This window comes from Prosthecobacter dejongeii, assembly GCF_014203045.1.
In the GTDB taxonomy this organism is placed as follows: Bacteria; Verrucomicrobiota; Verrucomicrobiia; order Verrucomicrobiales; family Verrucomicrobiaceae; genus Prosthecobacter; species Prosthecobacter dejongeii.
Window position 1 is genome coordinate 75348 of the sequence record NZ_JACHIF010000003.1, and the last position, 22461, is coordinate 97808.

The 22461-nt window shown below is 60.2% G+C and carries 19 protein-coding genes; 9 read left to right on the forward strand and 10 right to left on the reverse strand.

What is annotated here, in order from left to right; translation table 11 throughout:
• The first annotated feature begins 10 nt into the window (after window positions 1-10).
• The 4 genes from HNQ64_RS08310 (at window position 11) to HNQ64_RS08325 (ending at window position 3808) form a co-directional block, all read left to right on the forward strand.
• On the forward strand, window positions 11-586 hold the full coding sequence (locus HNQ64_RS08310) for a DUF2062 domain-containing protein (protein WP_184207424.1): 576 nt from the start codon (window positions 11-13) through the stop codon (window positions 584-586).
• 53 nt (window positions 587-639) lie between these two features.
• Entirely contained in the window at window positions 640-963 is a 324-nt protein-coding gene (locus HNQ64_RS08315; RefSeq protein ID WP_184207426.1) for an ArsR/SmtB family transcription factor, read from the forward strand.
• A gap of 146 nt (window positions 964-1109) precedes the next feature.
• Window positions 1110-2558 (forward strand): hypothetical protein, encoded by a 1449-nt coding sequence (locus tag HNQ64_RS08320; RefSeq protein WP_184207428.1) that lies wholly within the window; start codon window positions 1110-1112, stop codon window positions 2556-2558.
• Between the two features lie 131 nt (window positions 2559-2689).
• Window positions 2690-3808, forward strand: coding sequence for a GTP-binding protein (locus tag HNQ64_RS08325; RefSeq protein ID WP_221305390.1), 1119 nt, complete (start codon window positions 2690-2692; stop codon window positions 3806-3808).
• Window positions 3809-3846: 38 nt separating this feature from the next.
• Here HNQ64_RS08325 and HNQ64_RS08330 read toward each other — a convergent pair whose 3' ends face one another.
• From HNQ64_RS08330 to galE, 4 genes are all read right to left on the reverse strand, one after another.
• Window positions 3847-5910, reverse strand: a complete 2064-nt coding sequence (locus HNQ64_RS08330; RefSeq protein WP_184207430.1) for a TonB-dependent receptor — start codon at window positions 5908-5910, stop codon at window positions 3847-3849.
• Window positions 5911-6036: 126 nt separating this feature from the next.
• A complete protein-coding gene (locus HNQ64_RS08335; RefSeq protein WP_184207432.1) occupies window positions 6037-6453 on the reverse strand; it encodes a hypothetical protein in 417 nt (138 codons plus the stop codon).
• A 59-nt stretch (window positions 6454-6512) separates the two neighbouring features.
• Window positions 6513-10532: a choice-of-anchor D domain-containing protein gene (locus HNQ64_RS08340; RefSeq protein ID WP_184207434.1), complete on the reverse strand. Its 4020-nt coding sequence runs from the start codon at window positions 10530-10532 to the stop codon at window positions 6513-6515.
• A 150-nt stretch (window positions 10533-10682) separates the two neighbouring features.
• The gene (galE, locus tag HNQ64_RS08345; RefSeq protein WP_184207436.1) at window positions 10683-11690 is read right to left on the reverse strand and encodes a UDP-glucose 4-epimerase GalE; all 1008 of its coding nucleotides are present in this window, start codon (window positions 11688-11690) and stop codon (window positions 10683-10685) included.
• Between the two features lie 61 nt (window positions 11691-11751).
• On the opposite strand from galE, the gene HNQ64_RS08350 reads away from it, so the two are divergent.
• The 3 genes from HNQ64_RS08350 to HNQ64_RS08360 all read left to right on the forward strand — a co-directional run bounded on the left by HNQ64_RS08350 (window position 11752) and on the right by HNQ64_RS08360 (window position 15915).
• Window positions 11752-12948, forward strand: coding sequence for a Gfo/Idh/MocA family protein (locus tag HNQ64_RS08350; RefSeq protein WP_246430991.1), 1197 nt, complete (start codon window positions 11752-11754; stop codon window positions 12946-12948).
• A 267-nt stretch (window positions 12949-13215) separates the two neighbouring features.
• Window positions 13216-13554, forward strand: coding sequence for a hypothetical protein (locus HNQ64_RS08355; RefSeq protein ID WP_184207440.1), 339 nt, complete (start codon window positions 13216-13218; stop codon window positions 13552-13554).
• Window positions 13555-13812: 258 nt separating this feature from the next.
• The gene (locus HNQ64_RS08360; RefSeq protein WP_184207442.1) at window positions 13813-15915 is read left to right on the forward strand and encodes a prolyl oligopeptidase family serine peptidase; all 2103 of its coding nucleotides are present in this window, start codon (window positions 13813-13815) and stop codon (window positions 15913-15915) included.
• Window positions 15916-15995: 80 nt separating this feature from the next.
• Here HNQ64_RS08360 and HNQ64_RS08365 read toward each other — a convergent pair whose 3' ends face one another.
• The 3 genes from HNQ64_RS08365 to HNQ64_RS08375 are packed head-to-tail and all read right to left on the reverse strand — an operon-like array spanning window position 15996 to window position 19350.
• A complete protein-coding gene (locus tag HNQ64_RS08365; RefSeq protein WP_184207444.1) occupies window positions 15996-17828 on the reverse strand; it encodes a KGGVGR-motif variant AAA ATPase in 1833 nt (610 codons plus the stop codon).
• The gene (locus HNQ64_RS08370; RefSeq protein WP_184207445.1) at window positions 17825-18496 is read right to left on the reverse strand and encodes a hypothetical protein; all 672 of its coding nucleotides are present in this window, start codon (window positions 18494-18496) and stop codon (window positions 17825-17827) included. Before HNQ64_RS08370 ends, HNQ64_RS08365 begins: the two co-directional genes overlap by 4 nt.
• Window positions 18493-19350, reverse strand: coding sequence for a hypothetical protein (locus tag HNQ64_RS08375; RefSeq protein ID WP_221305391.1), 858 nt, complete (start codon window positions 19348-19350; stop codon window positions 18493-18495). The genes HNQ64_RS08370 and HNQ64_RS08375 overlap by 4 nt, the downstream gene beginning before the upstream one ends.
• A gap of 162 nt (window positions 19351-19512) precedes the next feature.
• Here HNQ64_RS08375 and HNQ64_RS08380 point away from each other — a divergent pair, with 162 nt between their 5' ends.
• The gene (locus HNQ64_RS08380) at window positions 19513-20127 is read left to right on the forward strand and encodes a single-stranded DNA-binding protein (RefSeq protein ID WP_184207449.1); all 615 of its coding nucleotides are present in this window, start codon (window positions 19513-19515) and stop codon (window positions 20125-20127) included.
• Window positions 20128-20295: 168 nt separating this feature from the next.
• Window positions 20296-20526 carry a hypothetical protein gene (locus HNQ64_RS08385; protein ID WP_184207451.1) on the forward strand — a complete coding sequence of 77 codons (231 nt, stop codon included), beginning with the start codon at window positions 20296-20298 and terminating at the stop codon, window positions 20524-20526.
• Between the two features lie 523 nt (window positions 20527-21049).
• Here HNQ64_RS08385 and HNQ64_RS08390 read toward each other — a convergent pair.
• The 3 genes from HNQ64_RS08390 to HNQ64_RS08400 are packed head-to-tail and all read right to left on the reverse strand — an operon-like array spanning window position 21050 to window position 22434.
• Window positions 21050-22024 carry an ABC transporter ATP-binding protein gene (locus HNQ64_RS08390; protein ID WP_184207453.1) on the reverse strand — a complete coding sequence of 325 codons (975 nt, stop codon included), beginning with the start codon at window positions 22022-22024 and terminating at the stop codon, window positions 21050-21052.
• A 3-nt stretch (window positions 22025-22027) separates the two neighbouring features.
• On the reverse strand, window positions 22028-22234 hold the full coding sequence (locus tag HNQ64_RS08395; RefSeq protein WP_184207455.1) for a type II toxin-antitoxin system HicA family toxin: 207 nt from the start codon (window positions 22232-22234) through the stop codon (window positions 22028-22030).
• Complete coding sequence (locus HNQ64_RS08400; protein ID WP_184207457.1) at window positions 22231-22434, reverse strand: type II toxin-antitoxin system HicB family antitoxin; 204 nt, start codon at window positions 22432-22434, stop codon at window positions 22231-22233. Before HNQ64_RS08400 ends, HNQ64_RS08395 begins: the two co-directional genes overlap by 4 nt.
• Window positions 22435-22461 lie beyond the last annotated feature (27 nt).

Sequence of the window (22461 nt, forward strand, 5' to 3'; positions counted from 1 at the left end):
CGCCCCCTGAATGGTTGACTTTGCCAAAGGCTACTTTCGCCGCTCCATCTTCAAGACCTACCGCTTCTTCAAGCATCCCCGGAAGCTGAAGACCAGCCCCATCATGCGCTGGTTTGCCCGTCACTTTTTGGACAAACGCGTGTGGAAGCCCACCCAGCACACCTTTGCGGGCGGCATGGCCGTGGGCCTCTTTGTCACCGTGCAGTTGCTGCCCATCCAGATGCCCACCGCTGCCATCCTGGCCGCCATCTTCCGGGTGAATATCCCCATCGCCATCGCCCTCTGCTGGCTCAGCAATCCCGCCACCCTCGCCCCCATCGGCCTACTGGAAAACTGGATGGGCACCTGGATCATGCATAAGTTTGGCGATCCCACCGCCGCCGCTGCCGCCATCGTGGAAGAGCATGAAACGCTGGCTCGCGGCATCCAGTTTGCCAAGGCCATGTTCCTCGGCGGCGTCTTCCTGGGCGGCGCACTGGCCCCCGTGGGCTACGTCCTCTCTTACCTCACCTGGGGCGCCATTGATCAGTGGAATAAATTCCGCAGGCAGCCCGACCTGCCGCTGGAAAAAGGCCCCGATGCCTGAGCTGGCGACAGCCTGCTCTTGCACAGCCCCGCAGTCCGCGTCATCATCTCCCCATGCCTCGCAGCCGTCGTGTCCACTTTGACTGCCTCACCGCCATGCGTGCCCTGGGGGAGCCCACACGCTTCGCTTTGGTGCGTTCTTTGTTAGGCGGCCCCCGCTGTGTGAATGACCTGTGCGAAGAACTTTCCGCCACCCCTTACAATGCCTCCAAGCACCTCCGCGTGCTGCGCGAGGCCGGATTGATCGAAGTGGAAAAGCACAGCCAGCAGCGCGTCTATTCCCTGGCGGAGGCCTTCCGCACACGCATGAAACCCGGCACCCAGACGCTGGATCTCGGCTGCTGCCAGTTTCACCTGGACCAGTTTGAGGAAGCCTAGGCAGCCCTGCCTCCCTTAGCACCCAAAGTTCAAGCTGCCTCCATGCAGCTTTCACCCAGGTCTGGTAGATCCGCCCCCTGGATCGTTCCTCCAAAGAATCACGCCAGCGGGCGCGTACTTTCAGCGGCCCTTCTGCCTTCGCCGCTATGATTTCACCTTCACATGTCCGCAGTGCCCTTTTTTCGCTCTTTTGGTTAGGCTCCAGTTTTGGGCACGCCTCCCAGCTCCACATCGGCGCTGCCACGGTGGACATCACGCCAGACCGGCCAGTGCCTCTGTCTGGCCAGATGCACACACGCATTTCGGAAAAGCCCGAGACGCCCATCAGCATCACCGCTTTGGCGCTCGAGTCGCGGGAAGGGGACACCGTGCTGGACCAGGCCATCCTGATCTCCTGCGACCTCGTGGCCATCCGCGATGGCATCACTCAAAAAGTGCGTGAAAAAGCCCAGGGAAAGATCCCCGGTTTTGATCTCACCAAGCTCGTCCTCAATGCCACCCACACGCACACCGCCCCCATCACCACCGACGGTGAAAAATACCGCTTTCTGCGCAAAGGCGTCATGAGTGGGGAGGAGTACACCGCCTTCCTCACGGACCGCATCGTGGAGGCCGCCGTGCAGAGCTGGGCGCAGCGCCAGCCGGGCAAAGTCGGCTGGGGGCAGGGGCAGGCCGTGGTGGCACAAAACCGCCGCGCCACCTATGCCGATGGCACGGCCAAAATGTATGGCAAAACCAACCTGCCGGACTTTCGCGGCATCGAAGGTTATGAAGACCATCACCTGGATGTCCTGTTCTTTTGGGACCTGCAGGATCACCTGCTTGTCACCGCGGTGAACGTTCCTTGCCCCTCCCAGGTGGTGGAGGGGCTCAGCGTCATCCATGCGGATTTCTGGGACCCCGTGCGCCGTCAGTTGCGTGAGCGCCATGGCGAAAAGCTGCACGTCCTCGCCTGGACCGGTGCGGGTGGGGACCAGGTGCCGCGCCCCATGTTTGATCACGCGGCGGAAGAGCGCATGCGCCGCCTCCGGGGGCTCACCCAGCTTGAGGAAATCGCCCGCCGCATCGTGCGGGGCTGGGAGGAAGCTTATGAAGTCGCTCAGCTCGATCCCGTCACCGGCGCCCTGCTTTCCCACCGCGTCCAGACCCTGGACCTGCCCTGGCGCAGAGTCACGGAAAAGGAGCTGGCCGATGCCACCGCCGAGGCCGCCAAGTACCGAGACAATCCCCAGGAACAGTGGCGCTACCTCTGGAATCAGAGCGTGGTGGACCGCCATGAAACCGAAAAGAAAGGCACCTCCGGCACCTACGCCATGGAGCTGCACGCCCTGCGCCTGGGGGAGGTAGCCATCGCCACGAATCCCTTTGAACTCTTCACCGACTACGGCGTGCAGATGAAAGCCCGCAGCCCTGCCGTGCAGACCTTCCTCATCCAGCTTGCGGTAAATTCCGGCGGTTACCTCCCCACCCCGCGCGCCGTGGCCGGTGGCAGTTACAGCGCCATCATCCAGAGCAGCCGCATCGGCCCAGAGGGCGGCCAAGTGCTCGTCGAGCGCACCGTCGAGGCCTTCAACCAACTTTGGCCAGCCAAGTAATCCCTCCCCCTTGAGGCACATCTTTGAAAGAAACCACAACCTTCGCGGGTTTTATTTGCCACTTTGCGCAAATTAAATAGCCCCCCTGCGGTGACACTTGCGCACCTGCGTCCCTTGCTTCAAAAGAGCCCATGCCTACCAAAGCACGTTACATCATGATCGGCGGCTTCCTCGGAGCCGGAAAGACCACCACGGTGGGTCGCCTGGCGCGCCACCTCACGGACCAGGGGCTGCGCGTAGGCCTCATCACCAATGATCAGGCCGGCGGGCTGGTGGATACCAAGCTCCTGCGCGGCCAAGGCTACGCCACCGAGGAGATCGCTGGCGGCTGCTTCTGCTGCCGGTTCAATACCCTGGTGGATGCGGCTAACAAATTGTCTGACCAATCCAAGCCCGACGTTTTCATTGCCGAGCCCGTCGGCAGTTGCACGGATCTCGTCGCCACTGTCACCTATCCCCTCCGCCGCATGTATGGGGATGCCTTCACCATCGCCCCCCTCAGTGTCCTGGTGGACCCCGTGCGGGCGCGCCGCGTCTTCGGCCTGGATGCCGGCGGCACCTTTTCAAACAAGGTCGCCTACATTTTCAAAAAACAGCTCGAAGAGGCCGACATCATCGTCATCAGCAAGAGCGACCTCATCGGCCAAACCGAGCGTGAGGAACTGCGCGCTGTGCTGGAGCGGGAGTTCCCCCTGGCCCGCATCGTCACCGCCTCACCCCGGGAGGAAACCGGCCTCGCAGACCTCTTTGTCCAGCTCATGACAGATGAGCAGGCGCGCCGCAATCCCATGGCCGTGGACTACGAAGTTTATGCCGATGGCGAGGCTCTGCTGGGCTGGCTGAATGCCACCGTCACCCTGAAAGCCACGGAGGAATTCGAGGCCAATGACTTCCTCCGCGCCCTCGCCACAGACGTGCAGCAGCGCCTGCAAAAAGACGGCACCGAGATCGCCCACTTCAAAATGACTTACAGCCCGGATGACGGCATCGCCGGGGAGCTGGCCTCCATCAATCTGGTGCGCAGTGACTACATCCCTGAGCTCGGCATGGAACTGGATGAACCCAGCGAAGGCGGTCAGCTCATCGTCAACCTCCGGGCCGAAGCCGACCCCGCCACCCTCATGCATGCCGTGCAGGCCGGCCTCACCGCCACCGCCGCCCAGTTCCCCACCCTCACCGCCAAGCTGGAGCATGAAGAACACTTCCGCCCTGGCAAACCCACCCCCACTCACCGGGACGGCAACCAGTAGAGTGGGGCAGGGCAGGGGGAGAGGGACGGTGGAAGGCTTTAAAACCGGTAGGTCACGCGGAAGCGGAACATGCGCGGCTCCACGGGGTGAAAGTGCACGTCATTCACCGCTACGGCTTCGTTTGGTAGCTGGCTCTCATAGGCGTATTCGATGTCGTTATCCGCACGATTGAGGATGTTCAGGCAATCCACGGCGGCTTCCCAGTTCTTGCGGCGGTAGCCCACGGTGCCATTCACCATGAAGCTTTCGCGCCCTTCGATCCGCCCGGTTTCTTCCAGCGGACGCCCGGTGAAGGCACGCACGCGCACGCCGGTGAACCAGCCATCCGCATTGCCCTGGGCACCCAGGGTGAAACCGCCGCTGAACATGACGGGCACGCTGTTAGGGATGCGGTCGGCATTGCCACTGTCCTTCAGGCGGGCGTAGGTCATGGCCACCTCGGCATCCGCGCTGAACCACTGGTTAGGCCGCCAGTAGGTGGCTAGCTCCACTCCGTAGCGCTCAGAGCCGGGGCCGGGTTCATTTGTGCCGGCATCGCCCACGTAGATGAGTTCGCTGTCACTCTGCAGCCAAAAGAGCGCCAGGGTGGTGGTCAGTTCAGGAATGGCCTGGGTGCGCAGGCCGATCTCTGCGCCCATGGTGCGCACGAGGGGGTCTGCCTGGAGGGAGCGGGCCGTCACGCCACGGGCATCGTTGCTGTGGAAGCCGGTGCCGAAGTTCAGGTACAGCTCCGTCTCATGCCAGGGGCCAAAGATGGCGCTGAATTTCGGGCTGATGATGCCTGCCCACTCGGCGTCTTCGCCATTCACGGTGCTCTGGAGTGAATCGAAGTAATACAGATCTCCGCGCAGGCCCAGAACAGTGCGGAACCACGGTGTCCAGCGGTTCACCATTTCGCCATACAGACCGGCGCTGCCTTCCCAAATGTCATCCTCGCGGGTGGTGACGAAGCGTTTGCGGTTGCGGGTCTGGTAAAGGCCGATGCCGTTGATGAGGTCATGCCGAGTCTGGAAACCGAGGGTGAGATCCGACTTGATGCCGAAGAGGTCCCGGTCTTCCCAGGTGCGGGAAACTTGACCGCCGAAGACCCAGCGTTTTTCTGACTGCTCAAACTGGTCTCCCTGAGGCCCCTGGGTGAAGTAGGTGAAATTGGAAAAAAGGCCGAGCGAGTAGTAAATGCCGTAGAGATTGGCGCGGGTGACCACGTCGTCATCGCGGTGCTCATAGGCCATGTTCAGGCTGTAACGCTCACTGTCGCCACCGGCGCTGGGGTCCAGCGTGGAGAAGCGATCCAGCGTGCCATTGATGACCGCGCGGCGGGGAATCTGGTCCGTGCTGACCCAGCTCCCGCGATAGCCCATGAAGGTGATGGAAAATTTGTTATCCTCATCCCCTTTGAAGTAGCGCAGGAGGCCGTTCCAGCGATTGAACTCCTCCGCCTGTTGCCAAGGGCCATCGTAATAATTGTATTCCAAACCGTAGGTTAGGCCTTGCTGCATGCCCTGCTGCTCAGCCGCCACGATGGGGAGGGTGCCAGCGATGAGGGCGCGGTAATAATTGTACTCGCCGAACTCCAGTCGCAGGATGTTTTCCGGCATCGTGTCCCACAGGAGGAAGTTGGCACTGCCAGCGGTGGAGAGGTCGCCATCCGCCGCAGTGTAGGTGCCCTTGGCGTAGTCAATGGCCTGCACCAGCTCGGGGATGACGGGGTTTAAATCCGTGTAGCCTTGGCCGTGGGCATGGGTGCGCATGTTCAGCGGCATGCCATCCAGGCTGATGGAGAAGTCCGTGCCGTGATCCAGATTGAACCCACGCAGGAAGTATTGGTTGGCCTTTCCCCCGCCTGCGTGCTGGGTGATGATGACGCCGGGGATGGTCTCCAGGATTTCACCGCGACGCATCAGCGGGCGGGACATGAAGTCCTCCTGCGTGGCGCGGCCTTTGGAGGCGCCATCAGTGGTGCCGAGGAGGTTGCTGGCTTTTCCCACCACGATGATTTCGGGCAGGGTAGGGGTATCTTCTGGGGCGGCTTCTTGAGCCGTGGCGGTGCTGGCGAAGACGAGGGCCAGCAGGGCCTTGGAAAGGGGACGGGAGAGTGACATGAAAAGAGAATGAAAAGAGTGCGCAGAGCGGTGGAATACCGGTGCAGGTGCTGAGAGTGACCTGGGAGACAGGCCATGTGTATGACGAGACGGGCCATGCTGCGAAGGCAGGGTCACGTGCTCACATCAGCAACTCCGTGGCGGCGGCAGCGGCGGTGCCTGGGCACGGCGGTGAGGCACGGGATCATGCCCGGCCCCGGTGGGGATTTTCAGCACGGCAGGTCGCCGCCAGCCCGGCTGGGCAAAGTCATTCAGCGCCCAGAGTTTGCTCTTGCTGTCTTTCAGCTTCGCAGGCGCAGGGCCGTGCGGTTTCACCGGCGGCTGCAGGCCTTCATCTGCGGACCAAGTCCACTCCCCAGCACTGAGGGCGGCTGCACCTTCCAGATTTTCCAGCGTGTGGGTGACGCTCTGGGCGAGTGTCATCTCCCGGTCTGCCATGAGGCGCGTGACCATCATCAGGCCGCCCAACACCAAAGGCCCGCCCAGCAGTTGAAACAGGGCGAGCAGGTATAGGAGACGGGCATGTCGCAGCAGGACGGCCATTTAAGAGCGCATCCTGACGAAGAGAGGCCACCTGTGCAAGCACCAGATGTGTCACGCCCTCACTGAGGCCGCAGCAACACGCTGCCAGAAAGGATGGGCGTGGCCACCGGGCCGCCGGGGCTGGGCAGGGCGGGCAGCAGGAAGTAACCGACACCGCGATAATTCACCCCCTCCCGAATCAGCAGGCCCTGGAGGGTGACGCTGCGTTTGATTTCCTTTGCCCCAGCGCTGGGCGCATCCGTGAGGGTGAAGCTGCCACTGAGCAGGCCCGTGGTCACGACGGCGGAGAGGCGCGTGGCGGCGGGATTGCTCGCAGGGGCAAAGGCGGTGATCTTGCTTTTCAGGGCGATGTTCAGGTCTTGATCAGGATTGTCTGAGGTGGTTTCGATCTCGGCAAAGTCGAATTCCACACGCCCATTTTGCACCCCGGCCTGGAGGTTTAAGATCACGTCCGTAGGGCCCACCGGCGGCACATGCCGTGCCCCCACAGCCTCCAGCGGCACGGGATCTTCCTCGGGCGTGCCAGGCAGGCCGAAGCCAGCCTTGTACAGCCGCGCGGAGGCCAGTGCGCTGGCCGGACGTGTCCAGGTGAGCGCGCCCGTGACGGTGTTGTCATCCGGGTCATTTAGCATCTCAGGGTCCAGCGTCAGCAGGCCTAACAAACTGCCCTTCACCGGAGTGGTGTAGAGGGCCTGATACATCAGCACCTCCCCCTGCGGGCCTAGCACGGAGGCGCAGGTGAATTTTTCCCCATCCGCCGTGCGACCCGCAGCGATGAGCTTGCCATCTGCCAGAGGCGTGAAGGAGCCGTAACCCCACCCCTGCGGCACATCCGCATCACCCGTTAGGCCGCTGGCCTCTTTCAGCCGCAGGCCAAAGGTATGCAGGCCCTGGAAGGCGGAGGCAGCAGGGCCTTTAGCATTCCATTTCTGATGCCAAGCCGTGAGCGGCACCTGCTGGCCGGAGGCGGCCACGCTGGCCTGGGTGAGGCGGTGATTCGCAAAGTCCACCTCAAACGTCAGCGTGAGCGGAGCTGGCAGCGGCTTGCCGGGAGGCTGGATCTGCACCTGGCCGAATGGCAGCGCGGCACCGCCGGAGACCAGCGTTAACTGGCCTTTGAAGGGCATCTTCACACTGCCCTGGGTGAGGCTACCGCTGAACCCACCCAGGCTGGTGAGGGTGAGGTCTAGCCGCTGGCCTAACCTTTGATTGACCACGGCATGACGCTCAGCCAAACCGACGTAGGCTCCCGCCAGGCCCGTGGGGTAGGGCTCGATGGTGATCGTCTGGCGGCTTTGCCCAGAGCCCACGCCATTGGTCGCGATCAGCAAGACCTCCTCATAGGTGCCAGGCTTCGTGGGGATGCCGGTGATTTCGCCCGTCTTGGCATTCACCTTCAGGCCTGGGGGCAGATTTTTGGCCGCGTAAGAGAGTGGGGTTTTGTGCACCAATTCACTGGTGCGAATGACGTGGTAAAAGGAGCCCCCCACGATGCCCTCTTTCAGATTTTGAGTGGCATTCACGATGGGGACATCGTGGTAAATGCGCAGGTGCGTGGTGGCCCCCGCCGTGGCGGTGCTGTCCCCGGTTTTCACCTCACACACGTAGGTGCCACTCTGGGCTGTGAGGAGGTTTTTGAGCGTTAAGCTGGGGGTGAATTTACCCATGAGATTGGGGCCTTCTTCCAAGCTGGGGCCGCCGACTTTTTTCCATTCGTACTGAAGGTTAGGCCCTGCGGCCTTGGCGGTGAGGGTCACGGCTTTCCTTTCCTGGAGGGCCAGTGTTTTTTCACTATCCTCCACCACGGCAAGGCGGGCCGCAGAGCTATCCAGCGAGGAGACGGGCTGCCCCCCAGTGACATGGACGGTGTAGGTGCCAGCATCCGTCAATTGGGTGCTGGTAAAGGTGAGACTGGCCCCGGTGGCCCCTGGGACCGGGCGGCTATTTTTCCGCCAGAGGTAACTCTGCACGTCAGGCCCTGCCGTGACGCTGAGGGTGGCGGTGCTGCCCAGTTTCACCACCTGGCTGCGCGGTGGAAGGGCGATGCTCAGGGCATTCGAGCCTTGCCCACTGAGGCTGATGAGGAAGGGGCTTTCGTCCGGGTCATTGCTCAGCACCCGCAGCGTGGCCGTGCGTGCGCCTGTGGCCTGGGGGGCAAAGGTGAGCGGCACCTGCATCTCCCCACCGGCACCCAGAGTGCTGCTGGCGAGACTGCCGACCGTGAAATCTGCCGCGTGTGTGCCGGTGACTTCCACCGCCAGACTGGTGAGATTTTCCGTCCCGGAGTTTTGAATGATGAGGGTCTGCGTGGCACTGGTGCCGACGCCCACACTTTGAAAAGCCAGGCTGGCCGCGCCCGGAACGAAGGCGGGCTGGGACGGCAGCAGGAGCGTGATGTCCACCGGGGGCAGTTGAGCATTCACCTCCAGCGGCAGGCTGAAGGGCCACGTGCGACCTGAGATGATCGGCCTAACCGAAAGTAAATAACGCCCCGTCGCCGGTGGGGTGAACTGAAAGCCCGTCTGCCCGGGAGTGACTGCTGCCACCACGCCGCTGGTGGCATCCAGCACCTGGCTGAAGGTCACCTCATCCACATACCAGCCCAGAGCGGCATCCGTACCGGGGAAAAAATCTCCCCCCTGCACCTCATAGTTAAAGCGGATCTGGACGTGCTTTCCCACAAAAGCCGCGAGGGACACCGTGCGGAGCTGGAAGGACGCCTCTCCAGCCACGCTGCTCTGGCCGCTGGGCGTGGCCCCAGGTTGGGCGTAAACATCCACCCAGTGAGTGCCGCCATCGGCGGTGACCTGCACTTTGGCCACCTGGTTTTCCGTGGCGAAGCGGAGGCGGCTGCGGAAGCTCATCTGGCCACCGGCTTGCACCACAAAGGTCTCCGGGTAGGTGAGCCGCTCCGCCGTGTAGGCCACTTCAGGATGCGTCAGCCGATACGCGGCCGTGCCTGCGTGCTTCACCGTGGTGGAGCGCGGGCTGTACGTGCCCGTGGTGGCCTGGGTGACACGGGTCAAACTCTCCGCACCATCATTCGCGGCTGCCTGGGGGGCCAGCGCCTCCCACTGATACGCGGTGGCCCCCGTCACGGCGGGGAAGGTGTAAGCCGCCGCTGTGCCCGCCAGCGGCGCGACCGACCCCGTAGGCAGGGGCGAGACAAAGGCAGGCTTAAAGTCCACCTTCACATTGGCTCCGCCGACAATGTTTGCCTGCGCGGTTGCATTGGCCCCCAGGCCGGAAAAAGTCACCGTGCGGTTGGCATTCGCCGTGGGCACCGGCACGGCATAGCCGCCTGAGTTTGCCGTGATGGCATGGAAGCTGGAGCCTGCCACATTCACGGTTAGGCCACCGATGCCCTCACCCAGATCATAAAAGTCATTGCCATTCAGGTCATAAAAGGCCACGCCCGTGACGTAGGCCAGGCTGCTCACTTGACTGCCAAAATTTTGCGTCACCAGTTGCGGCCCCACCCCCTGCTGCGTGGTGGCATTGAAATTCGTGCCTTTCAGCACACCGATGCCGACTTCACGAAAGTCACCATGGATGCTTTCGCGGTGGCCGCGTGGGTCCTGCATGCCATCGTTATCGCCGTCGTTTCCCCAGTCCACCTGGAAGCCCGCATGGCCATGGAAGACGGATTGGGAAAAGGAAAACACATTTTCCCCCAGCGCCGTGAAGGGGTAACCCACCCGGATCACACGATCTCCCAGGTCATCTCCATTGCTGCTGGTGTGCCCCTGAAAGGCATGGTCCAGCATGTCCTGTGTGTGCCCGCGTGCCATCTGGGTAAGCTGGGCATTCATGGCCAAAGGCGGGCGCACGGGCAGCGCGGCAAATTCCTGAAGCATCAGCGGGACATCCACCTGAAAGCCATCCATGGCAGCCCGCACGGCCTCATCCGTGGTGGCGGCCAGGCGCTGGCCCTCTGCGGTGGGATTGGCCCGGCCACGGTTGATCATCTCTAGGTAAAGCTGCTCCTCATCCGTCGGTGCGCCCGTGGAATACAGCGTGGTCCCCTGCGCCCATGCAGATGAGGCCAGGGCGAGAGTCAGGAGCAGGGCAGCTTTCATGCTATATTATCCTCTACCCCACCTTTCCGGCAAGGTATCAGTTAGGCACTGGGCGGGGCAGGGGATCGGGCTACGGCGTCCCACTTGCAGGCCCCCATTCATCCTCATTCGCCCCCTTCTATCCTGGGCCTCTGCCGCAGGCCCATCCCCTCACTCCGCGTAGTGGCCTTTTTTGGGGCCGGTCATCCAGTTCCAGGCGCTTTGGATGTGCTCGCGCGGGTCCTGGTGCTGGGCTTCCCAGCCGAGCAGGGCCTTCGCTTTCGCCGGTTGGCAGATGAGTTCGGGCGGGTCGCCGGCGCGGCGTGGGCCGTAGCTCACCGGGATGCTTTTGCCCGTCACAGCCTGGGCGGTCTGGATGATCTCATTCACGCTGAAACCGCGCCCGGTACCCAGGTTCACGGCCTCGGTGCTGCCACCGCCGCGCAGGTAGCCCAGGGCCAGAGCGTGGGCGCTGGCCAGATCATTGACATGGATGTAGTCGCGGATGCAGGTGCCATCGGGCGTCGGGTAGTCCGTGCCAAAAACGGTGATGTCCGCGATCTCCCCCGCCGCCGCCATGAGGATGCGCGGGATGAGGTGCGTCTCAGGATCGTGATCCTCGCCGATCTGGCCTTCCGGGTCGCAGCCGCTGGCGTTGAAGTAGCGGAGGAATACCGACTTCAGGCCCCAGGCATGGTCGCAGTCCCGCAGCACCCGCTCCAGCATCCACTTGCTGGCGCCATACGGGTTCACCGGGGCCTGTGGATGGCTCTCATCCATGGGCACATGCACGGGATTGCCATAGGTGGCGCAGGTGGAGGAAAAAATGAAACGGCGGCAGCCATGGCGCTGCATCGCCTCCAGCAGCACCAGCGGGGCGGCCAAGTTATTGCGGTAGTATTTCAGCGGGTCCGTCACCGATTCCCCCACATAGGCGTAAGCGGCAAAGTGCAGCACGGCCTCCGGCTGGTGATCGCAGAAGATCTGGTCCACCAGCTCCGCATCGCTCATGTCACCATGGATGAAGGTGACCTGATCCAGCGGCAGGGCCTCACGATGGCCAAAGACCAAATTGTCCAGCACCACCAGGCGCTCCCCCTGGGCCAGGAGATGCTTCACCGTGTGTGAGCCGATGTAGCCTGCGCCACCGGTGATCAAAAGAGTGCCTTGGGATGCCATGACGTGCCCTTAGCCATCGCTCAGGCAGACTGCAATACCAAATCCGGTGACTTTATCGCAGTTGACCGCCGCTTTCCCCCTCGCTAGCCTCGCCATCTCTATGGAAACCGTCAGACTCGGCATCGTTGGACTCGGCAACATGGGCAAGGCCCATCTCGCAAACATTCGCGCCGGCAAAGTGCCCGGACTGCGCGTCACCGCCATGTGCGAAAGCGTGGGCACCCTGCCTGCGCAGTTGGAGGGGGAACAGCCCTTCACGGACGTGAGCGCCATGATCAAGTCCGGCCGCATTGATGCCATCCTCATCTGCACCCCCCATTTCAGCCACACCACCATCGGCATCGAGGCCCTACAAAACGGCCTCCACGTCCTCGTGGAAAAGCCCATCTCGGTGCATAAGGCCGACTGCGAGCGCCTCATCGCCGCGCACACGGACAAGAGCAAAATCTTTGCCGCCATGTTCAACATGCGCACGAACGCCTGCTTCAAAAAGGTGAAGGACCTCATTGATAGCGGTGAGCTGGGCCAGATCCGCCGCGTGCACTGGGAAGTGACCAACTGGTTCCGCACCAACTACTACTACGCCACCGGCGGCTGGCGCGGCACCTGGAAGGGTGAAGGCGGCGGCGTGCTGATGAACCAGTGCCCTCACAATCTGGACCTCTTCCAGTGGATGTTCGGTGTGCCGAAGACCGTGCGCGGCTTCTGCCAGTTCGGGCGTTTTCATGAGATCGAGGTGGAAGACGATGTCACCGCCGTGATGCAGTATGAAAACGGCACCACCGCCACCTTTGTCACCTCCACTGGCGAGGCCCCAGGCGTGAACAAACTGGAAATCTCCGCTGAAAATGGCCGCCTCACCGTCACGGACGGCGCCAAGATCCACTTCCAGCGCAATCGCCAGCCCATGAGCAAATTCTGCATGGAGGCGGAGGCCGCCTTCGCCATGCCTGAAAGCTGGCACATCGAGATCCCCGTGGCGGAAAGCGGCGGTCAGCACGTGGAAATCCTGCAAAACTTCACCAACGCCATCCTCAAAGGTGAAAAACTCCTCAGCCCTGCTGAAGAAGGCATCCACAGCGTGGAGCTGGCCAATGCCATCCTCCTCAGCACCTGGCAGGACAAAGCTATCGAGCTGCCCATGAGCGCCGCTGACTATGAGCGTATCCTCATTGAAAAAGGCGAGGCCAGCACCTTCCAGAAGACCAAAGTGGTGGCGAAAGCCAGCGCGGACGACTTCGCGAAGAGCTTCCGCTAAACCCCGCACCGTGTGAACGGTGCCGCCCTCTCTCACCACTCCACGCCAGGTTCCCGGCCCCCCGCCGCTCCTGCGCGTGGAGTTTTTAATTCCGGGCACACCCTTCTCCCAGGAGAGCCCGCAGGCAGGCGAAGAAAAAGTCACCCTCAGGATATCTCTAAAGAAACACAGACCTGCTTCGTTAACCCCATCCCTCCCCCCTTTTTTACCCCGTCTCGAAACCGCAGTTGTCCACCGCGCGTATCGTGGCAACATCCCCCACCACCTATGCCCCTCGCCGCTTACCATCTTCTCCACATCCTAGGTCTCATCCTCGTGTACATCGGCTTCGGCGCGCTGCTATCCAATGACAGCGCCAAGTCCGCCATGAAGTGGCACGGCACCGGCTTGGTCATCAGCCTCGTCTCCGGCTTTGGCATGCTGGCCAAAATGGGCCTCTTCAGCGCCCTGCCTACCTGGGTCTATGTGAAACTGGCCCTCTGGCTGGTCCTCGGTTTCCTCCCCGTCTTGGCCAAGCGCCGCGTGGTGAAGCCCTCCCTCATCATCGTCATCGCCGCCCTCATCGGCGTGTTCATGGGTTACCTGGGCTACACCAAGTCGCTCTAAGGTTTCGCCCCATTTAGCCGCTTTCTAAAACGCACGAAGTGGTCACCGCTTCGTGCGTATAGATCGGTTTCCAAAAAGATGGTCCGATTGAAAAGGCGGGCGCGGTGGGATGAGTGGCAAGGCAAGAGCGCAGGCTGCTATCTTGACGATAACAGCCAAGTCCCGCTTGCGGTGACCGCCAATCGTCCCACCCCGTCGCCGCTTTTCGGACAAGATTTTTGGAAATCGGTCTATTTTTTCCAGCCCCGGCCCTTCGTCATGAAAACGCCCCTCTTTTGCCTCATGTCCACCGCCCTCTTTGCCCAGCCTCTGCCGTACCCGGAAACCCGCCAGGACCCCGCCATTTCCGATGACTACCACGGCACGAAGGTGGCAGATCCCTACCGCTGGCTGGAAGATGACAACAGCGAGGAAACCAAGGCCTGGGTCACCGCGCAAAACGCCGTCACCTTCCCCTACCTGCACCAGCTCCCCAAACGGGCCGAGCTGCGCGCACGCCTGGAAAAACTCTGGAACTACGAGCGCGTGGGCGTGCCCTTTGAAGAAGGCGGCCACTGGTTTTTCAATCGCAACTCCGGCCTGCAAAACCAGAGCGTGCTCTACGTCACCGAAGACCTGGGAAAAGAACCACGCCTTTTGTTAGACCCGAACACCCTTTCCACCGATGGCACCACCTCCCTCACGGAGACCGCCCCCAGCCCCGATGGCAAATTCCTCGTCTATGGCCTGTCCAAAGCCGGCAGTGACTGGCAGGAATTTCGCGTCAAAGACATCGCTACCGGCCAGGACAGTGCGGACGTGCTGGAGTGGATCAAATTCAGCGGGGCCTCCTGGGCCAAAGACAGCCGCGGTTTCTACTACAGCCGTTACCCGCAGCCGAAAGAAGGCGCAGCCCTGACCGAGGCGAACAAGAACCAAAAAGTCTATTTCCACCAGCTCGGCACCCCGCAGGCCGAAGACCGCCTGGTCTATGAACGCCCCGACCAACCCGACTGGGGCCTGCACGCCTACGTCACCGATGACGGCCATTACCTCACCTTCAGCGTCACGGAAGGCACCGATCCGAAGAAGCGCATCTTCTACCAAGACCTCACCCAGCCTGGAGCCAAGGTGGTGGAGCTGCTCAATGACTTCGATGCCGCTTACAGCTTTGTGGACAACGTCGGCCCCGTCTTCTACTTCCACACGAATCTCGACGCCCCGCGCTACCGCGTCATCGCCATTGATGTCACCAAACCCGAGCGTGCCAACTGGCGCGAGATCCTGCCCCAGACCGAGGATAAACTCGACGGCGTCTCCATCGTCGGCGGCCAGATCCTGGCGGAATACCTCAAAGATGCCCGTTCAGACATGCGCGCCTATGATTTGGACGGCAAGCTCATCCGCGCCATCCAGCTCCCCGGCATCGGCACCATCGGTGGCTTTAACGGTCGCCGTAGCGATACCTTCACCCACTACGCCTTCACCAGCTTCACCACGCCCGGGGCCATCTACCGTTACGACATCGCCACCGGACAGAGCAGCCTTTATCGCCAGCCGAAGGTGGACTTTGACGGCAGCCAGTATGAGACCAAGCAGATCTTTGCCACCAGCAAAGACGGCACCCGCGTGCCCATGTTCATCGTCCATAAAAAAGGCCTGAAGCTGGATGGCAACAACGCCACCCTCCTCTACGGCTACGGCGGGTTTAACATCAGCCTCACCCCCGGCTTCTCCATCGGCCGCACCGTCTGGTTAGAAATGGGCGGCGTCTATGCCATGGCCAACCTGCGCGGCGGCGGTGAATACGGCGCCGACTGGCACCGCGCCGGGACCAAGCTGACCAAACAGAACGTCTTCGATGACTTCATCGCCTGTGCTCAGCATCTCCAAAAAGAAGGTTATACCTCGCCCAAAAAACTCGCCATCATGGGCGGCAGCAATGGCGGCCTCCTCGTCGGCGCCTGCATGGCCCAGCGGCCCGAGCTCTTCGGCGCGGCCCTGCCCGCCGTGGGCGTCATGGACATGCTGCGCTTTCACCTCTTCACCATCGGCTGGGCCTGGAAAAGCGACTACGGCAGCAGCGAAAAGGCCGATGAATTCAAAGCCCTTTACGCCTACTCCCCGCTGCACAATCTGAAGCCCGGCACCCGCTACCCCGCCACCCTCATCACCACGGCGGACCACGATGACCGCGTGGTGCCCGCGCACAGCTTCAAATTCGCCGCCCGCCTCCAGGCCTGCCAGGCCAAAGACGGCCCCCCCGTCCTCATCCGCATCGAAACTAGCGCCGGCCACGGCGCCGGCACCGCCCTGAAAAAAGTCATCGAAGAAACCGCCGACGAATGGGCCTTCCTCCATCAAGTGCTGGAGATGGAGTGAAGCCCGTTAACGAAACAGCAAGCGTTCAAGTCGTCTTCCATCCAGATGACTTGAAGCTGCTGAAACTTCTCCACTTTAAACTAATCAATCAAACTATCCCGAAAAGCTTGGAACCGTGGGTCATTCCGCACTCGGTCGAAGTCCTTGTCATTGTCCAATTTACTTTTCGCTGCTTTGGAGTTGAGCTTCCTCCAAGACTCAAGCCAGAAAAGTGTCGTTTCAACTTCACCTTTCAGTCCAGACAGACAGGCTAGATTATATATAATAATAGGATCGTCAGCCTTGATCGCCAAGGCTTCTTGAAACTTTTCTTCTGCGTGATCCAAGAGTTTTTTGTTTTCAGTCCCCTCTTTAATTTGCGACCATGCCAATAGTGCGGTCCCCCAATTATTGAGGGCTATATACTTATTAGATGTGATCGCCAGCGCTTGTTTGTGTTTTTCCTCTGCTCGACGAAACAGTTCATCAGCCTCGCTTCCCACTTTTGTTGTAGCCCAAGCTGAAAGTGCTGCCCCCCAATTGCCTAAGGCTTCCTGAAAATCAGGCTTGAGCAGAATGGACCGGTGGTACTTGCCTTCCATTTCTTGGAAGACCGCTACATCGCCTCTTCTCCTCGCTTCCTCTGTATCTAAAGCATCTGCCCATGCAAGCCATGACTCGGCTGCATATTCATCTGTTGGAGCCAAATTGATGTCCAACATCCTAATCTGCTTTTGCAACGAATCAGGCAGACCTGATTGCGGTAAAAAGCGAATCGGAAAAACGGTTTCCAGTTGTCCTGTCGAAACGGCGATTCGAGTCATTCGTTTCAGCAAATCGTTGCCGTCCCATTCAGGGTCTCCGTTGCTCTTGTTTCCTTTAGGCCGAATGAGACGATGCACTGAGGCTCTTAACTGTTCGTTAGAATCTCCCACCATGGCCATGACACGATCCGCTAAGGTGGAATATTCCATGGCGAGGTATTCATCGGGATAATCCCGGATAAAGATCGTCTCCATCAGGGCCATCTGAGGATGGTATGAGAGTCTAAGAGGAGCGAGGCCAATCTGTTTCTTCAAGACCTCCATCCGGTCTTTCTTATATGTCATCTCTCCGCCGGGAACAGGTGACGCGACTAAAAGCGTGGGTTTTGGTCCCAGTGTGGCAGGGCCTGGCTCGGGACTGCCTAGCGGGTCCGCCTCATCCCAAACATCGTCTTCGCCCGAACGCTGCTGCGGTTTCAAGCCCACAAAATTCAGGAAGTTCAGCGTGCCCGTAATGTTTTGGTCATTGAGGCCTGACAAGACAACGAGACGGTCCGACAAAGGTCCCACACATAGCCCCCCCACTTCGGTAAAGCCTGTGCGACTATCCACCAGAATGTAGTCGTAGCCTGTCGGTTCAGGTTCCGTCCCTTCCTCCTGCCAGGGATGATTGAAGGAAAAACGGTGATTGCGGAGCACGGCGCGCAACAGATCGCTGGAGTCAAAAATTTGCTGGGCCGACAGACTCGGGAGATTGAGCGCACTCAGTCTGGCCGCGTAGTTCCGTGACTCATCTGCCGCCAGCACATCCAGACGTGCCCTCGCGGCGCGAGGATGTTTAGGCTCGGCATAATGCTCAACATCCACGGAATGCAAAAAGGACTCTAATAGAAGCGGGGGAAGCTCTGGTGGTGTGCCTGCCGGAGCGTCGCGCACCGATTGAACGACGGCAGCCAGAACATCCACCACATCTCCCTGAGATTTCGTTGGAAGTAACTCACCAGTACGGTTTAAAAACCCACTGGCCCCAGGAGCCTCAAGGTCTAGATCCACGACTAAAACATGGCGACCTCGCGCATGCAGGTAGTAGGCCGTATTCAGCACCGCCATGCTGCGCCCCACGCCGCCTTTGTAGCTGTAAAAAGTAAAAACCCGAGGCTGAAAGTTCATGCGGCAATGCAAGAAGGATTACTGGCGTTAGAACGCATGGATTTTCTGATCCCGATTCCTTGCATCGAGCTGGCTCCTGCTTGAGGGCGAACCTGCTCAGGAGCCAATTTTTCACGAACTAGCTTCTCAAATTCTGCCGCTGCGATGAGTTCTGTGGCAATGTATTGAGTGAAAGCGAAACGCTTCAAATCGCCCATTTGCAGTTCAGCCTGTCCCAGAATAATCAGGGGATCGAGATGATTGGGATTCATGGCCCGAGAAATAGCAGCCGCATCACAAGCCGCCTTCCAGTCTTGTTCCGCGAGCTTCTCTTTTGCCAACGTCAAATGGCGGTCGAAAATCTTTTGAAATTCGCTCTTCACCTTGGATTTACGATCATACGCCACTTCGCCCTTATCGTTAACCCAAAGGTCATGATTAGGCTGTCCCTGAAAGGCCTTCGCTAGCCGTGTTACCTGTTGGCGAGCCTCGAAAGCGTCCAACTCATCCAGGGTTGAAAGATTGCCTTTAAACACTTCATCCGAAACGAGGCAGAAGGGAGGCATGATGACCAAATCCGGCGTCTGGCGGCTTTGAAAAATAGGCGCCAGGATACGCGGCAATGGCTCGGCCTCCAGCACGCTGGAAAAGCCGATGATATCGAGGTCGTGGAGAGACCAGTGCGTCATGAATTTATATACTCCTCAATGAAGTTAATGCAGGATTCACGGATTGCATAAAAAGAATCGACTTGATCAGGGTCGGCTGAATATCGCTCGATACGAACGCCTAAGGCATGCAGCGAGCTGAGTTCGGCGATCTGTTTTTCATGGCCATTTTTGACAAAAACGGCCAGTAAATGTGGAGGCTGAAGTGGTACCCTCTGAGGGATACGCACCTCAAAGGTGCTGGTCCGCCGATCACCGCCAGAAATTCCAAAAGGATGCAAACGTTGCTCTAAACAATGACAGGCAAACGCCTCAACATTTTGCAGATAAGCCTGCGGCGTAGCCGCGTAATGAGAAATAAGCGCAGCCAAAAGCTGTCTGTATTCTGGAACAGGCAATTCGTGATTCCTAACAAAGTCCACGCCATCAAGGTAAGGGGCCGGAGCAGGAACCCGTGAGGCAAAAGCGCCAGAGTCAAAAGGAGTCGCCACACCTTTACCGGAGTGATCGTGTTCCAGAGAATGCACAAATAGAAATCCGCATTCCGTGGTGGGATAGGCAAATGTCCCCAAGTAGAAAAACACGTCATCCGTCGTGCCCATGAGAGCCTCTGCAGCACCAATCCTTTTGCCGACTACGGCTTGAGACAGCAGGGCTTCACTCTGTAAAATAACTTTGAGAGTGCCTACATTACAGCCATGCGTCAGAGGCATTTGTAAGCTCCAGTGCCTCGCTGCCAGAGATTGTTTTTCCGTAATCGCACAATGCGGCAGGATTCCCTGAAGGAGACGATCCAGATTTGTTTGATGAGATGAAAGTACGGACATCTGGGATACGACAGAAAGAAACTTTTCAAACAATGAGCGATCCGTCAAACATAATCCTAGTCCCACCCGCTATAGCGTATGCGGTCCACCCGGAGGCGGGCCTCTCAAGCATGAGCTAGGACATCATGCAGCTTTGCAACTGGATTTTGGTATTCCCGAATCACAAAAAAGGTTGCTGCAAACTTGGCTGGCTGGATAAGGTGAGGGGATATGGCCTCGCTCAATAAAGTCATGCTCATCGGCAATCTCACCCGCGACCCGGAGGTGCGTTACACGCCCAAAGGCAGTGCGGTCTGTGACATGGCCATTGCCGTCAATCGGCGTTACCTCACGGAAAGTGGCGAACGCCAGGAAGAAGTGACTTACCTGGACATCGTCCTCTGGGGCAAGCAGGCCGAGCTCGCGGGCCAGTTCCTGGCCAAGGGCCGCTCCGTCTTCATCGAAGGTCGCCTGCAGATGGATACCTGGGAAGACAAGGCCACGGGCCAAAAGCGCAGCAAGATCAAGATCGTGGCTGAGAACATGCAGTTCCTGGACAGCAAAGGCGGTGCCCCCGGCGGTGGCGGTGGTGGCGGCGGGAACTATGGCAATGATGAAGAGGGCTACAGCGCACCTCCTCCCCAGCAGCGTCGCCCAGCGGGTGGCGGTGGCGGCGGTTACGGGGGCAACTCCGGCGGCGGGTATGGTGGTGGTGGCGGCGGCGGTTACCAACAGCGCCCGGCTGCCCAGCAGCGTCCTCCCCAGCGCCAGGCCCCTGCCCAGCAGGATGACTTCGGTGAGGGCCCCATCACCGATGGCATGGAAGACGACGACATTCCGTTTTAAGATTTCCCTGGGGGGTAACGCCCCCGGTTTTCATCTTCAGCGGCCCCGCAGTGTGCCAGCTTTGCGCATCCTGCTGCCGCATTTGTCCGGGCTCTAGGAAGGCGGCGCTTCAGGCGTTGATGGAGGTATGCAGGCACACTCAAACCCGTGCCGCGCGCCCCACACACCATGAAAGCTCTACTGCCCATCCTCCTGCTCACCTGTGTCAGCCTCACCGCTGTTTTTGCAAAGGGCGGCCCGCCCATCAATGACGTCTGCCCTGTGGATGGCAAAGCCGCCCGAGTGATCTACCGGATTTTTGAAGAGAAAGGTCCCGTCATTTTCTGCTGCGCCACCTGCCTGGACACCTACCGGAAAAACCCCAACCGCTTCACCGTGAAACCAAAGGCGGAAAAGTAGAGCTAGGGATGGTGGAGGGGGATTGAGGGTGGAGGACTCGTTTAAGAGAAAAGGGCACCCTTTTGCGAACGAGGTTCTGCGTGCTGCGACCACCCCTCACCTTAGCCTCTCCCCACGCGAGCGCGGGGAGAGGGAACGCGCTTTTGGCAGCTCCTAATGATAGACCGAACGAGGAGTGGATTTAAAAGCGAACGACGGCGGTTTGGTCTTCCGTGGACGGAGTCGAAAAGACATCCCCCTCGCCCCAGGAACTGGGGAGAGGGCCAGGGGTGAGGGGCGGTGGAAGGTGAGGTCAGGGTGGAGGTGTCGTTTGAGAGAAAAGGGCACCCTTCTGCGAACAACATCCCGCGTGCTACGCCCCCCCCTCACCTGGGCCTTTCGCTTCGCGGCTTCGCAACCCCGCAAGCGGGGAAAGGGAACGCGTTTTTGGGGAACTCTGGATGGATGAGCGAGCGAAGACTGATTGAGAACGAAGGATCACCGATCACCCTTCAGCGAATGGAGTCTAGACAGCGCCTCTTGCTCACTCTCCGGTGCAGCAGGGGCAGGGCTGCACCCAGTGGCCGGGGGTGATTTCTTTCAAGCTCAGGTCCATGCCCACGCTGTCTTTCCACCGGGGGTGGCCCATGCGGTGGCCGAAGGCGCAGCCAGCAGGGGGATTGATGGGGGAGGGCACGTCCCCTTGCAGCAGGGAGCGCGGGCGGCGCAGGGCGGGATCCGGCACAGGGATGGCATCCAGCAGGGCGCGGGTGTAGGCGTGCAGAGGCCGGCGGTAAAGCGTCTCCGCCGGGGCCAGTTCGACGATCTTGCCCAGGTACATCACGGCGACGCGGTCGCTCATGTGCTTCACCACGCTGAGCCCGTGGGCGATGAAGAGGTAGCTCAGGCCCATCTGCCGCTGGAGGTCTAACAAAAGGTTCAGCACCTGACTCTGCACCGAGACATCGAGCGCAGAGACGGGCTCGTCACAGACGATGAGTTTGGGCTTCAGGGCGATGGCGCGGGCGATGCCGATGCGCTGGCGCTGGCCGCCGGAAAACTCGAAGGGGAAACGATCGCTGGCGGTGGTGGGCAGGCCGACTTTGTCCAGCAGATCCGCCACCCAGGCGCGGCGTTCTTCTTTGCTGCCCAGTTTTTGGACGATGAAGGGCTCCTCCAAAATATCGCGCACCGTGTGGCGCGGGTTCAGGGATTCCGCGGGATCTTGGAAGATCATCTGCATGTGCCGGCGGGTGGGGCGGAGCTGGCCCATGCTGGCGGTGGTGATGTCTTGCCCTTCAAAGTGGACGCTGCCGCCCGTGGGTTTCAGCAGGCGCACGATGCTTTTGCCGAGCGTGGTTTTGCCACAGCCAGATTCACCGACGAGGCCCAGGGTCTCCCCCGCGGCCAGGGAAAAGCTGACGCCATCCACGGCTTTGCAAGAGGCCACAGAGCGCCGCAGCAGACCGCCACGGACGGGGAAATGCTGCTGGAGGTTTTGAACGGTGAGGAGGCTCATGAATTAAAGATCGCTTTCTTTGAGATCGGCAGTTTTCATTAGGGCACGCAGGAGGCCGATCTTTAAAGTTTCGTTGCCATGAACAGGGATCACCAAAGGGCCGGTTTTGTCCGCATGCTTGAAGATGTGATGGCTGCCATTGACACGAGCCAGGGACCAGCCGTGAGCCTGGACGATTTTGACAAGCTGTTTACCGCTGATGAGTTTCACACGTTCACCAGCATGGGTTGAGCGTCAGCATCGTCTATTTCCTGCTCAGCATCTGCCAGAAACCATCCTTGGATGGCCTCGGCGAGCCGCAACCGAAGTTGATCCAGCGTCTCCGCCTGAGTGAAGCAACCCGGCAACGAGGGCACTTCAGCCCAATAGCCGCCTTCTTCAGCAGGATGAACAATGGCTTTAACGGTCATGAGAATAAAATAAGCGATTGAGGTCCG

Bases quoted from the DNA above. Each gene is read 5' to 3' on its own strand.
- HNQ64_RS08390 (WP_184207453.1), bottom strand. From the start codon at position 22,024: ATGAGCCTCCTCACCGTTCAAAACCTCCAGCAGCATTTCCCCGTCCGT.
- HNQ64_RS08335 (WP_184207432.1), bottom strand. From the start codon at position 6,453: ATGGCCGTCCTGCTGCGACATGCCCGTCTCCTATACCTGCTCGCCCTG.
- HNQ64_RS08340 (WP_184207434.1), bottom strand. From the start codon at position 10,532: ATGAAAGCTGCCCTGCTCCTGACTCTCGCCCTGGCCTCATCTGCATGG.
- HNQ64_RS08330 (WP_184207430.1), bottom strand. From the start codon at position 5,910: ATGTCACTCTCCCGTCCCCTTTCCAAGGCCCTGCTGGCCCTCGTCTTC.
- HNQ64_RS08365 (WP_184207444.1), bottom strand. From the start codon at position 17,828: ATGAACTTTCAGCCTCGGGTTTTTACTTTTTACAGCTACAAAGGCGGC.
- HNQ64_RS08385 (WP_184207451.1), top strand. From the start codon at position 20,296: ATGAAAGCTCTACTGCCCATCCTCCTGCTCACCTGTGTCAGCCTCACC.
- HNQ64_RS08320 (WP_184207428.1), top strand. From the start codon at position 1,110: ATGATTTCACCTTCACATGTCCGCAGTGCCCTTTTTTCGCTCTTTTGG.
- HNQ64_RS08325 (WP_221305390.1), top strand. From the start codon at position 2,690: ATGCCTACCAAAGCACGTTACATCATGATCGGCGGCTTCCTCGGAGCC.
- HNQ64_RS08355 (WP_184207440.1), top strand. From the start codon at position 13,216: ATGCCCCTCGCCGCTTACCATCTTCTCCACATCCTAGGTCTCATCCTC.
- HNQ64_RS08400 (WP_184207457.1), bottom strand. From the start codon at position 22,434: ATGACCGTTAAAGCCATTGTTCATCCTGCTGAAGAAGGCGGCTATTGG.
- HNQ64_RS08315 (WP_184207426.1), top strand. From the start codon at position 640: ATGCCTCGCAGCCGTCGTGTCCACTTTGACTGCCTCACCGCCATGCGT.
- HNQ64_RS08310 (WP_184207424.1), top strand. From the start codon at position 11: ATGGTTGACTTTGCCAAAGGCTACTTTCGCCGCTCCATCTTCAAGACC.
- HNQ64_RS08380 (WP_184207449.1), top strand. From the start codon at position 19,513: ATGGCCTCGCTCAATAAAGTCATGCTCATCGGCAATCTCACCCGCGAC.
- HNQ64_RS08360 (WP_184207442.1), top strand. From the start codon at position 13,813: ATGAAAACGCCCCTCTTTTGCCTCATGTCCACCGCCCTCTTTGCCCAG.
- HNQ64_RS08370 (WP_184207445.1), bottom strand. From the start codon at position 18,496: ATGACGCACTGGTCTCTCCACGACCTCGATATCATCGGCTTTTCCAGC.
- galE (WP_184207436.1), bottom strand. From the start codon at position 11,690: ATGGCATCCCAAGGCACTCTTTTGATCACCGGTGGCGCAGGCTACATC.